The 11,787-nt window shown below is 40.8% G+C and carries 14 protein-coding genes and 11 tRNA genes; 1 reads left to right on the plus strand and 24 read right to left on the minus strand.

From position 1 onward, the window contains the following. Window positions 1-106: 106 nt before the first annotated feature. The 12 genes from ACIQXR_RS20070 to ACIQXR_RS20125 form a co-directional block, all read right to left on the minus strand. A tRNA-Gly gene (locus tag ACIQXR_RS20070) sits at window positions 107-180 on the minus strand. Window positions 181-212: 32 nt separating this feature from the next. Continuing rightward, window positions 213-289 (minus strand) — tRNA-Pro (locus ACIQXR_RS20075). 7 nt (window positions 290-296) lie between these two features. Then, a tRNA-Arg gene (locus ACIQXR_RS20080) sits at window positions 297-373 on the minus strand. Between the two features lie 18 nt (window positions 374-391). Further along, window positions 392-477, minus strand: a tRNA-Leu gene (locus ACIQXR_RS20085). 55 nt (window positions 478-532) lie between these two features. Then, window positions 533-614 (minus strand) — tRNA-Leu (locus tag ACIQXR_RS20090). 15 nt (window positions 615-629) lie between these two features. Next, window positions 630-705 (minus strand) — tRNA-Lys (locus tag ACIQXR_RS20095). 10 nt (window positions 706-715) lie between these two features. Beyond that, window positions 716-790 (minus strand) — tRNA-Gln (locus ACIQXR_RS20100). An 81-nt stretch (window positions 791-871) separates the two neighbouring features. After that, window positions 872-947 (minus strand) — tRNA-Asp (locus ACIQXR_RS20105). 24 nt (window positions 948-971) lie between these two features. Next, window positions 972-1,043, minus strand: a tRNA-Glu gene (locus ACIQXR_RS20110). A 16-nt stretch (window positions 1,044-1,059) separates the two neighbouring features. Then, window positions 1,060-1,150: transfer RNA gene (locus ACIQXR_RS20115), tRNA-Ser, on the minus strand. 7 nt (window positions 1,151-1,157) lie between these two features. Next, a tRNA-Asn gene (locus ACIQXR_RS20120) sits at window positions 1,158-1,232 on the minus strand. A gap of 131 nt (window positions 1,233-1,363) precedes the next feature. Then, window positions 1,364-1,843 (minus strand): SprT family protein, encoded by a 480-nt coding sequence (locus ACIQXR_RS20125; protein WP_402875966.1) that lies wholly within the window; start codon window positions 1,841-1,843, stop codon window positions 1,364-1,366. Between the two features lie 84 nt (window positions 1,844-1,927). On the opposite strand from ACIQXR_RS20125, the gene cmpA reads away from it, so the two are divergent. Further along, complete coding sequence (gene cmpA, locus ACIQXR_RS20130) at window positions 1,928-2,047, plus strand: cortex morphogenetic protein CmpA (RefSeq protein WP_402875969.1); 120 nt, start codon at window positions 1,928-1,930, stop codon at window positions 2,045-2,047. 75 nt (window positions 2,048-2,122) lie between these two features. Here cmpA and ACIQXR_RS20135 read toward each other — a convergent pair whose 3' ends face one another. From ACIQXR_RS20135 to alr, 12 genes are all read right to left on the minus strand, one after another. Further along, window positions 2,123-4,300, minus strand: coding sequence for a Tex family protein (locus ACIQXR_RS20135; RefSeq protein ID WP_402876028.1), 2,178 nt, complete (start codon window positions 4,298-4,300; stop codon window positions 2,123-2,125). A gap of 100 nt (window positions 4,301-4,400) precedes the next feature. Next, complete coding sequence (locus ACIQXR_RS20140) at window positions 4,401-4,946, minus strand: PP2C family serine/threonine-protein phosphatase (RefSeq protein ID WP_402876029.1); 546 nt, start codon at window positions 4,944-4,946, stop codon at window positions 4,401-4,403. 62 nt (window positions 4,947-5,008) lie between these two features. Next, the gene (sigB, locus tag ACIQXR_RS20145) at window positions 5,009-5,797 is read right to left on the minus strand and encodes an RNA polymerase sigma factor SigB (RefSeq protein ID WP_402875971.1); all 789 of its coding nucleotides are present in this window, start codon (window positions 5,795-5,797) and stop codon (window positions 5,009-5,011) included. After that, entirely contained in the window at window positions 5,775-6,248 is a 474-nt protein-coding gene (gene rsbW, locus ACIQXR_RS20150; protein WP_402875973.1) for an anti-sigma B factor RsbW, read from the minus strand. Before rsbW ends, sigB begins: the two co-directional genes overlap by 23 nt. Further along, entirely contained in the window at window positions 6,245-6,577 is a 333-nt protein-coding gene (locus ACIQXR_RS20155; RefSeq protein ID WP_402875975.1) for an anti-sigma factor antagonist, read from the minus strand. The genes rsbW and ACIQXR_RS20155 overlap by 4 nt, the downstream gene beginning before the upstream one ends. 62 nt (window positions 6,578-6,639) lie before the next feature. Next, window positions 6,640-7,650: a PP2C family protein-serine/threonine phosphatase gene (locus ACIQXR_RS20160; protein ID WP_403080589.1), complete on the minus strand. Its 1,011-nt coding sequence runs from the start codon at window positions 7,648-7,650 to the stop codon at window positions 6,640-6,642. 8 nt (window positions 7,651-7,658) lie between these two features. After that, on the minus strand, window positions 7,659-8,060 hold the full coding sequence (locus ACIQXR_RS20165; RefSeq protein WP_402875978.1) for an anti-sigma regulatory factor: 402 nt from the start codon (window positions 8,058-8,060) through the stop codon (window positions 7,659-7,661). A 3-nt stretch (window positions 8,061-8,063) separates the two neighbouring features. Further along, window positions 8,064-8,420, minus strand: a complete 357-nt coding sequence (locus tag ACIQXR_RS20170; protein WP_402875980.1) for an STAS domain-containing protein — start codon at window positions 8,418-8,420, stop codon at window positions 8,064-8,066. After that, window positions 8,417-9,250, minus strand: a complete 834-nt coding sequence (locus ACIQXR_RS20175; RefSeq protein ID WP_402959799.1) for an STAS domain-containing protein — start codon at window positions 9,248-9,250, stop codon at window positions 8,417-8,419. Before ACIQXR_RS20175 ends, ACIQXR_RS20170 begins: the two co-directional genes overlap by 4 nt. A 413-nt stretch (window positions 9,251-9,663) precedes the next feature. After that, window positions 9,664-10,014, minus strand: coding sequence for a type II toxin-antitoxin system PemK/MazF family toxin (locus ACIQXR_RS20180; RefSeq protein WP_402876030.1), 351 nt, complete (start codon window positions 10,012-10,014; stop codon window positions 9,664-9,666). Window positions 10,015-10,021: 7 nt separating this feature from the next. Further along, entirely contained in the window at window positions 10,022-10,303 is a 282-nt protein-coding gene (locus tag ACIQXR_RS20185; protein ID WP_034306380.1) for a CopG family ribbon-helix-helix protein, read from the minus strand. A 162-nt stretch (window positions 10,304-10,465) separates the two neighbouring features. Further along, window positions 10,466-11,623 (minus strand): alanine racemase, encoded by a 1,158-nt coding sequence (gene alr / locus ACIQXR_RS20190; protein WP_402959801.1) that lies wholly within the window; start codon window positions 11,621-11,623, stop codon window positions 10,466-10,468. Window positions 11,624-11,787: the final 164 nt, after the last annotated feature.

An 11,787-nucleotide genomic window follows, 5' to 3' on the forward strand; every position in this document is an offset into this window, starting at 1 on the left:
GAAATGTTTGACTTGCTCATTTTGCTTTTTTTATAGTGTGTGCTCACTCAAAATTTACGTTGGCGCTTTGTTTTGTTCAGTTTTCAAAGAGCAATAATGGTAATAATGGAGCGGGTGAAGAGAATCGAACTCTCATCATCAGCTTGGAAGGCTGAGGTTTTACCACTAAACTACACCCGCATTATATAATTATGAATGATTCCGAGAAATAATGGTCGGGAAGACAGGATTCGAACCTGCGACCCCTTGGTCCCAAACCAAGTGCTCTACCAAGCTGAGCTACTTCCCGTAAAATATGGTGCGCCCGGCGGGAGTCGAACCTACAACCTTCTGATTCGTAGTCAGATGCTCTATCCAATTGAGCTACGGGCGCTAATTTCTATGATGTTATTGGTGCGGCCGAGAGGAGTCGAACCTCCACGGGGTTTCCCCCACTAGGCCCTCAACCTAGCGCGTCTGCCATTCCGCCACGACCGCGAAAGCGACTTCGTAAGTTTAACACCTTTTCAACTTGTTGTCAAGTAGAAAGTTATGCGGGTGAAGGGACTTGAACCCCCACGCCTTGCGGCGCCAGATCCTAAGTCTGGTGCGTCTGCCAATTCCGCCACACCCGCGTAATAAAATGAAAATGGTGAGCCATGAAGGATTCGAACCTTCGACCCTCTGATTAAAAGTCAGATGCTCTACCAACTGAGCTAATGGCTCTAAATGAAAATGGCTGGGCTAGAAGGGATCGAACCTTCGCATGACGGAATCAAAATCCGTTGCCTTACCGCTTGGCTATAGCCCATCAATCAAACTCATTAACAGCTAGGTTAATATTATATCACTATAACATCATTTTAGCAAGAGTTTATTTTTAAAAAAATAATGGCGGTCCCGACGGGAATCGAACCCGCGATCTCCTGCGTGACAGGCAGGCATGTTAACCGCTACACCACGGGACCAACAAATAATGTTACGAAAAAAAGTGACCCATACGGGATTCGAACCCGTGTTACCGCCGTGAAAGGGCGGTGTCTTAACCGCTTGACCAATGGGCCTTAATTAAAATGTTTCTGGCGGAGAAGGAGGGATTTGAACCCTCGCGCCGCTCGCGCGACCTACACCCTTAGCAGGGGCGCCTCTTCAGCCTCTTGAGTACTTCCCCAAAAAAATGGCTCCGCAGGTAGGACTCGAACCTACGACCGTTCGGTTAACAGCCGAATGCTCTACCACTGAGCTACTGCGGAATAGTGAAAGTTGGTTCCCTTTTTATGCTCAAGGACCTTAGTGGTTGTCGTGAAGAACAAGTTGTTATCTTGTCGACTCTTATGATTATAAAGAGGTTCAGAGTTAAAGTCAAGACATCTTTTTCTTTTTTTTATTTTTTTATTTCTTTTTCTTTAATCCCTTGGTAAATCAGCGTTCCTCGGCACTTTCCACAGACAAATCTCGAAGTATCAATTCTTTTTTTTCTTAAATATACCTGCTGACATTGTGCACATATATATTGAATTGTATTCCTTTTCCTCTTAACTTGATTCGAAGGCAAAGGCGAACAGAATCTTGGGGCTCCCGTTTTTTTCAGTAAATGCTTAAAGTCTGCATCCCGGTGCTGGTACCCTTTCTTCTCAAGATGGAGATGATAGTGACATAATTCATGTTTTATGATCCCAATCAATTCTTCCAAACCACGTTCCTCGAAATATTTCTTGTTTATTTCTATATTATGAGTACCAAGCAAGTACCTTCCACCTGTTGTGCGAAGTCGTGGGTTAAAACTAGCTTGATGCTTAAACTTCCTTTGAAAGTGATTCATCGAAATTTCCTCAACCAATTTTTGCAATTGTTGATTATCCATCTCCCACACTCCTTCCATGGTAACAAGACAACCTATTATAACATAGACTAATAAAACAACAGGAATCTTTGGGAGGTTAGCGTTATGCCGAAATGGTTTCAAAACCAAATTAGAAGAGCTTTCTATGATAAGGATTATTATCAAGTGAAAATGTTGAATCAATGCTGGTTTTTTTATCAAAAAAAAGAAACGCTACATTTATGATCATGATTCTACTTACGTAGTGTTCGCTCTCCTATAAAAAAAACCCTTCTAAAAAAGAAGGAGTCTTTTCATTCATTAATTTTGGTCCTTAGGTTGTAACATGGTCAGCGACACTCTCTGTTTTTGAGCATCAACTTGTTCCACCCAAACAGTTACTACGTCTCCGACAGCCACAACGTCCATCGGATTCTTTATAAAACGGTTACTAAGTTTGGAAATATGCACGAGTCCATCTTGTTTGACGCCAATGTCCACAAAAGCACCGAAGTCTACAACATTTCTCACCGTACCTTGTAGTTCCATGCCGGTCTTTAAATCTTCCATTTTCAAAACATCCTTTTTAAGCAGGGGTTTTGAAAGCTCGTCTCTCGGATCTCTTCCCGGTTTGACCAAATCATCGATGATGTCTTTAATCGTTATTTCCCCGATATCCAACTCATCAGCCAATTCTTTCGGATTTAAGCTGACTAATTGTTTATTCAACTCATCACTACCAAGGTCATCAGAAGTGAAACCGATTTTCTTTAGCATTTTATTCACAGCTCCATAGTTCTCCGGGTGGATGGCTGTTTGATCGAGCGGTTCCTTGCCATTTAGAATGCGTAAGAAGCCTATGCATTGCTCATATGTTTTTGCGCCTAGTCGAGGAATCTTTTTTAATTCCTTCCTACTTGAGAACTTTCCTTCTTCTTCTCTCTTTTTGACGATATTTTGTGCAACAGATTTTGATAACCCCGCTACATATTGTAATAGGGATGGAGAAGCAGTATTGACGTTCACCCCTACTTGGTTAACGGCAGTTTCAACCACGAAGGTAAGAGATTCAGATAATTTTTTTTGGGAAACATCATGTTGGTACTGCCCTACTCCTACAGATTTAGGATCTATTTTGACAAGTTCAGCAAGTGGATCTTGTAACCTCCTACCAATCGACACAGCACTTCTTTGCTCGACTTGAAGGTCCGGAAACTCCTCACGGGCAATATCTGAAGCTGAATACACGCTCGCTCCCGCTTCATTGACAATGATATAGGAGATGTTCCCTTTCATTTCCTTTAGAATATCAGCAATGAACTGCTCAGACTCCCTAGATGCGGTCCCGTTTCCAATGGCAACAATCTCTACATTGAAGCGCTGAAGAATTTCTATCGTTTTCGTGCGGGCTGCTTCTTTCTTACCTACAGGAGGATGTGGATAGATTACACTAATGTCCATCACCTTTCCTGTCTCATCAATAACAGCCAATTTACAGCCCGTTCGATACGCCGGATCGAGAGCTAGCACCACTTTCCCTTTAAGCGGAGGTTGTAAAAGCAAATTCCGGAGGTTTTCCGAAAAGATATGAATGGCTTGGTCTTCCGCTTTTTCGGTTAGTTCTTTTCGGATTTCCCTCTCTATAGAAGGTAAAATCAATCGTTTGAAGCCGTCTTCTATGGCGGCTTTAAGCAATTCAGCAACTTCGGACTGATTATTTTTAATCACTTTCCGTTCTAAATAACTGATGATGATATCCGTTCGCGGCTGTATTGATATTCGTAAAATGTCTTCCTTTTCACCTCTATTAAGGGCTAAAACCCGATGCGGAACGATTTTATGAATGGGCTCCTCATATTCATAGTACATCTCAAAAATCGCTTTCTCATCCTTTTCAGCATTTTTCACGGTCGAGGTCAACTTGCCTGCCTTAAAAATCTCATCCCTGATCCATTTTCTTAATTCGGCATCATCAGAAAGTAATTCAGCAATAATATCCTGAGCACCTGCTATTGCTTCTTCTATAGAAGAGACTTGTTTTTCTTCTGATAAAAATCCCTCTGCTTTATCACGGACCGAAGCATAAACCTTACATTCAAGTAACCATAATGCCAGAGGTTCCAGACCTTTTTCCTTAGCAACCGTAGCTTTAGTCCTTCTCTTTTGTTTATAAGGTCTATAAAGATCTTCGACTTCCTGTAGCTTTCCTGCCTTATCGATCTGTAAAGCCAATTCGTCTGTCATCTTACCCTGTTCACTGATGGATCGGATGACTTCGACTTTTCTCTGACCAAGGTTCTCTAGGTAATTCCATCTCTCCATAATAGAACGGATCTGTACCTCATCTAGTGAACCCGTCATTTCTTTACGATAACGAGCTATAAAAGGCACGGTATTACCATCCTGGAGCATCTGTATGACATTCTGTACTTGATTGTTCTTTAAGGTTAGCTCATTGGATATTTGCTTAATCAATACGTTCAAAGAATCTTCTACCATTACCAATTCATAAAACCTCCACCCTTTTTGTTCTTCTATGTATAGTCTAGCAAATGAACGATCATTGTGCGAATTCACATACAAAAAAGCCCACTTCCGTTTATGGCGAAAGTAAGCTTCCTAAAATAAGAGTTGTATCATCCGCTGTTTGTGGACAGCTTTCTAAAATACAACGAGCGTTTTTTTCGATAGGAACCTTCCTCTTTAGAAACGATTTAGCTCCTTTGAGTTCCAGTCCATCTGAATGAAAAATAAATTTTGCGTTCTGTTCATATTTAAATCTCTGTGTCCTGTACTTTTGCTTTCTACCTGACAAATACCCGGTAACAGGGAGAGGATATACCAACTTGTCATCCAACGGATTATATAGGAAAAAGCGGATGTTCCCTACTGAACTGTAGACAAACTCCTTCTCTTCATAATAAATCTTCATGATGGCGACGGCCGCCCCCCGTTTAGCAATCAATACCTGATTACATACATCCATAAGTGACTCTACATCTAAATGATGATGCATTTTGACTTGCTCTATAACCGCGTGGGAAGATTCATATGCATGTTCCCCACTACCGAGACCATCAGCCAAAACACAAATAAAGTAATCTTCCTCATGAAGAAAGAAGTAATCATCACCACAAAAAACCATATTGTTTTTAGAGGTTTGAGAGACAAGGACTTCTATATTTTCTTCTCGCAAAATCTCTTTAATCACGGAATTAACTCCGAATTTTCAGCATTAATTGCCTCCTGAAGCTTTTTAATTGCACGACGTTGAAGTCTTGAAACATGCATTTGGGATATCCCAAGCTTGTCGCCCGCTTCTTTTTGGCTTAAGTTCTCTAAATATGTGTATTGAATGATCAACTTTTCGCGATCACTCAATACATGGAGAACCTTTTCAAGTACTAATCGTTGGTTGACACGCTCGAAACCTTCGTCAACGTTTCCAAATATATCGAGTAACGTAACCGTACCGCCATCAGAATCTGCCTCGATGGAATGGTCAACGGATAAAGCTTGATAACTTTTTCCCATCTCCATTGCTTCCAAGACTTCTTCTTCGGCTACCCCAATATGGTCCGCTATCTCATCAATTCTTGGCGAACGATGCAGCGTGGTCGTTAATTCCTCAACGGTCACTCTAATTTTCGGTCCAAGTTCTTTAATTCTTCTCGGAACATGGACACTCCATGTTTTATCCCGCAAGAATCTTTTAATTTCGCCGATTATCGTAGGAACCGCAAACGCTTCGAAACTTTTACCGAAAGATTCGTCATATCGGCGAATGGCACCTAATAAACCAATCATTCCGACCTGAGAGATATCTTCTTGAAACGATTTCCCCTTTGCGTATTTCCTGGAAATCGTCTCCACTAAACCCTTGTAATGAATGACTAAGTTACTTTGTGCTTCATCATCCTGATTCAACTGATAGGCTCTGATCCATTCATTTACCTTTTCTCTTTGCGCTTGATTAGGTTGAGACTGTTTTTGCATCCATCTCCACCTGCTCTCCTTCTAAAAACTTAGTCATAAAAACCGTAACCCCTTCATGCTGGTGAATTTTCACATCATCCATCAAGGTTTCAATGAGGTAAAGGCCCAAGCCTCCTTCTCTTAAGAATTCGACTTTTTCTCCATGTTCATATGGTCCAAGCCCTTGACGTACCTCTTCGAAATTACAGCTTTCACCACTATCAGAAACCATTACTTCCAAACGATCAGGATAGAGCCCAAAACTTACTTTCACTTCGCCATTTTCTTTATCTTTATACGCATGCTGAACCGCATTCGTACAGGCTTCACTTGTAGCAATTTTCAAATCTTCAATTTCGTCGTACGCAAATCCCATTCGGCTACCTATCCCAGAAAGTGTTAAACGAATGACACCGATGAATTCCGGTTTTGCAGGTATTTTCATTTCGATGTAATCATATACTTGACTCATTCTAACCCACCCTCTGTACCACTTTTAATATCAATAATATCTGCAAGACCTGTAATATCAAATAAACGTCGTAACCTTTCCGATAGTCCTATTAAAGTGAATTCGCCATTATGTGCTCTTACGTTTTTAAAAGCACCAACGAATACGCCCAATCCCGTGCTATCCATATAGGATACTTCCTTTAAATCAATAATAATTGAAACATTCTCTTGCTCTGATAGTGGAAATAATGATTCTCTAAGCTTTGGTGCTGTATAGGCATCAATTTCGCCTTGAAGCTTAACTGTATATTCCGTGTTTAACTCATTAACATCTACTGCTATATTCATCCTTGACCCACCTCTTTACATCCTCATCAATTCTTATTTATATATACCCTTGATTTTCAAAGCTAAACATTCGCTTTGAAAATTATTAATGTAAAATCGTCCCGCAGTTGAAAATTCTGCATTTTCTCCAACTGTTTATAAAGATTATTCACTATTTCCTGCGGCTGTAAGTGCATGTTCTTCTTAATCAATTCTATAAGGGTTTCACGCTCTATGAAACCATCACTCGTACGGCATTCCGTTACCCCATCGGATAAAAGGATAATCATGTCACCCGGTTTTACGAATTTTTCATATTGTTTATATTTCGTTTTTTTATCCACGCCCAGCAGTAAACCTTTTGCATCCAAGTCACTGAAGGTTCCGGCAGACGCATCATAATAAAACCCTGGCTCATGCCCGGCCGATGCAAAAGTGAACCGCTTATCATGAGGGTTATATAAGCCATAAAACATCGTAATGAACATGCTCGGATCCACATTATGTTCAACGACGCGATTTAAACTTTCCAGTACACTTTTCGGTTCATGGCGGTGTTCCGGCAAGCTATCCATCGCGTATTTGATCATCGACATGCATAGGGCCGCAGGAATGCCTTTCCCGATTACATCCGCAATGCCTATTCCAATACACCCAAGTTCATCTTCAACAAAGTGATAGTAATCCCCATTCATCTGTCGGGCTGGTACACTTATCACGCCAACATCCAAGTTCTTGATTTCGGGTATCTTCGTTTCCAAAAGGGTGTGTTGCACCTTTGCCGCAATCTCTATTTCAGATTTCAGCTCCTGCTGTTGGTGCCTTAGACTCTGATGTTCACGATAAGCAATGCCATACCCCATCATGACTTCTAATAGAAAATCGAATGAATCCACCACTTTGGTTGGCAGATCCGGATACAATGCCATTAGATTATTTTTATGCATACTGATGATCTCTTCAGGAGATATATTATATTTAATATTTAATCTGCTGATTTTTTGACCCTGATAGAGAGCTTGTTCATTTTGATCTTTTAAATAGGTAGAAAGCGCCTCCTGGTACTTTTTATCCATTTTTTCTCTTATATCCATATTCCCTCCTAACGGAGCCACTTGATGGCGGAAATCTTAGTCCCCTCACCCGGTATCGACTCAATATCGAAATCATCCATTAAGCGTTTTGCTCCAGGCAGGCCTGCCCCCAACCCCCCTGAGGTCGTAAAACCGTCCTCCATTACTCTACGGATATCCTGTATACCTGGTCCGTTATCTTCTGCAATGATTTTCAAGCCCGACTTGCCGTTTACAAGCAATTTTTCCAGACTCACATTTCCTTGTCCTGCATATAAGTATATATTCCGTGCCAATTCGCTTATGGCGGTTGTGATTCTAGCCTGGTCTACCGTGCCAAAGCCCAGTTCTTTAGCGAAGTTCCTTCCAAGCTGCCTTGCAGCTACTATGTCCCACTCATTAATAATTTTTACGCAGGATTGGACCCCCATACACTAATCCCCCAATTCCTGTTGTAATTTTTCCAGGCCCTTCTCTAGATCTAAAGCTGTTAGGACATCTTCGAGACTAATTCCCAATTCTATTAAGGTGATAGCAACTGCCGGCTGGATTCCTGTAATGACAACCTTGGCCCCCATAAGCTTTGACATACTGAAAACATCTCCCAATACCTTTGCGATAAAGGAATCTATAAAATCAATGGAAGTAATATCAATCACCACACCATTGGCACTGGTTTCATGGATCTTATCCAATAAATCTTCTTGAAACTGAAGGGCAGTCATATCATCCAATTCCCATTGGATAGAGACTAGCAAACAGTCATAAAGCTTTAAAATTGGAATCCTCATATGTCTCTCTCCACCTCTACAATTTTTCGGCTCGTTAATTCCAACGCAACCTCTATTCCCTTCTTCAAGGTGTTTTTTGTAATTACCTCATTCAAGTTAATTCCTAGATTTACGATCGTTTGGGCAATTTCCGGCCGGATCCCGCATAATATGCACCTTGCCCCCACCAATCGAACCGCTTCTCCTGCTTGAATAATATGATGGGCTACCATGGTATCGACTACCGGCACACCCGTAATATCGATAAGAACGACTTCGGATCTGTGCTTGACCACTCCCGTCAAAAGATTTTCCATGATTTGCTTTGCACGTTCCGTATCAATTGTACCGACCAAAGGCATAACCGTGATGCCCTCCAATACGGGAATTAAAGGTGCCGAAAGTTCCTGTAAGGCCATTCTCTGCAACGAGACGGTCCTTTCCCAGGTTTGCGAATATATATTGACGATTTCATTACTTATCGGAGTCGACCATTTATTTAAATAATTAACCAGCTCCATTTGATTATCTGGAGATACAATACCTTTATCAGCCATACCTTGCATGACGATAATCAAGAATTTTTGAAATCCTTCATTGACGAAAGTAAGGGGCCACCCTAGTTGGACCACTTTCTCGGCAAAATCTGAAAGTTTCAACGTGAACTCCCTGTCCTTACTATCGACATGGGCGATTATCATATCTATAAATTCACTACTCGTTTGTGTGAACATCTTATCGGAGACAACTTTTATCAATCTCACATCTGTATTTTCCTTCATGATGTTCATCCATTCAGTTAGGATGTAGTCTTGGTTTTGTTTAATAAAATTGTAAACCAATTGATTCATAATACCCCTCCATTTTACCACAATTACTATGTTTTACCCTCTGCGTCACATCAATGTTACTGAACTGTAATCTTTTCCAATTTTAGTTTTATTTCAATCCTATATATCGATCCTTATCGTCCTAACACATCATTTTACCCAAGATTCACATCAAGAAACATCAATGGAATGGAATGCCGTTGCAAGCACTTTACACCCCTTATCTAATTGTTATTCGTCAAAATCCTCCCATTTCCTGCTTAATGGTTATTTAGTAACTTTAATCGATAGCTTCACCATCATTTTTTGATAAACTGACCGATACACTCAAAAGTTTGTATGCAAAAAAACGATTCCTTTAGAAAAGGAATCGCCAGTTTTACCTTATAGAATTCGAATTATAATAACGCCCGTAATGACGGGAAACTTTTTCTTTAAAACTCAATCAGACCTAAGCTAATTTGCAGAGCTTCATTGACTTTTTGCATCATAGGATCGTCAAGATGTGTTATTTTATCAGTTAAACGCTGCTTATCAATTGTACGGATCTGTTCCAGTAAAATGACAGAATCACGTTCGAATCCGTACTTTTTCGCATTAATCTCAACATGTGTAGGCAATTTCGCTTTTTGAATTTGAGCTGTAATGGCTGCCACTATCACAGTCGGACTAAAGCGATTACCAATATCATTTTGTAGAATGAGTACCGGACGGGTTCCACCTTGCTCTGACCCTACTACCGGAGAAAGGTCTGCGAAGTACACGTCACCACGCTTTACAACAATCAATGGCTCAGCCTCCGCTAACTAAACGTTCAACGCAATGCCCAGCCTCGAACTCAGCTTGAAAAGCTTCAGAAGCAATCGTCAAATTAATGGCCGCCATTTCGATATAACCGCGTTTCATTGATTCGCGAAATTCTTTCTTTTTACGTTCGCGAAGATACATTTTTGTGGCACGATAAATAAATTCACTGCGATTAACATTTTCTTCACTCGCATACCCATCTAGTTCAGTTAAAAAATTTTGAGGTAATCGAATTAATATCTCTCTTGTTGCGCTGGATTCAGACACAAACATACACCTCCACCATCACTACACACCTTTATTATATATCCTTTTCAATATTACCATTAAAATTCCTATCTGCAAAGAGTATATTCCATTTCTCCATTCTATTATCAGCATAATAATGGATTTCTTATTCACAAACTTTGGATTTTCTTACAATCCCGTCTATCCTAATAGTATATTGCGTACGTGGCTAAACATGCCGTTTTTCAGATATAACCGTGGAACTCTCGCTCCTAACATGCATGTTACCTCATAATTGATCGTTTCAAGCTTGGCCGCTATTTCATCCACCGATATCGACTCATTTCCATTCTCGCCAATTAGGGTCACTTCCGTTCCCACCGGGAAAGGACGAGGTAATTTGATCATACACTGATCCATGCAAATCCTGCCTACGATGGGGACCCTTTGTCCTTCTACAATAACTTCCTGCCCTTGAAGCTTACGGATCCAACCATCGGCATACCCGATCGGCAAAGTAGCAATCCATTCATCCTCACTAGCCGTATACGTAGCTCCGTAGCTGACACTATCGCCCTTAGCGAGTTGCTTAACGGCGACGATCTTGGTTTTTAAAGAGATCGCCTGTTTCAACGGAAATGGTAAAAGACCAAGCATTTCTTGGGAGGGGCTTAACCCATACATGGAGATTCCCATTCTGATTGCATTGAAATCGGCTTCAGGGAACCTTAAGGACGCTGCACTATTAGCAGCATGAATGTAAGGAGGTTTCCTATTCAATACCGATAGCATTTTTTTGAATAATTCAAGTTGCTTTTCATAATAATCCGTATCGAGTTCATCTGCCGTTGCAAAATGAGTGAATACCCCTTGAAAGTTGAAGCATTCTTCCTGTTGAATTGAACTTTCCAATTCCTTTAGCTGTTCTGTCGTACGGACACCAATCCTGCCCATCCCACTATCCACTTTCACATGAACGTCCAGAACCTGCCCTGCCTTGAGTATATGACTTGCCTTTATTAACCAATCACGATCAAAAACTGTCAACGATATGCCATGTCCGGCAGCTATCCCAGCACTTTCGGGTCTCGAAGCCCCTAGAACTAAAATGGGAGCGATTATTCCCTTTTCTCTTAATGCTAGTGCCTCATCAAGAAACGCGACACATAAAAAGTCAGCACCTGCTTGCAATGCAGTTTGAGCCACTTCGTAATCTCCATGACCATATGCATTTGCTTTGACCACAGCAAACAGACTAACACTGGACGGTAGTCTGTTCTTCATGGTTGAAATATTTTCATACACACTATCTAAGTTCACTTCTGCCCAAGTATCACGATGAAACCCTTGTGTTTCCAAAACCCGTTCCTTCTTTCTGACATCACCAATAACGATTTCTTCTCATTATAGAAGTTTGTTTTTTATTATAGCCCATTCTATTACTAACGGATAGAAAGATAAAGTGCTTTTTTTACCCAAATTTTATATACCGACTAAACGCCCGATTACTTCAGTAAAGATAT

The organism is Peribacillus sp. NPDC097224 (assembly GCF_044761985.1).
In the GTDB taxonomy this organism is placed as follows: Bacteria; Bacillota; Bacilli; order Bacillales; family DSM-1321; genus Peribacillus.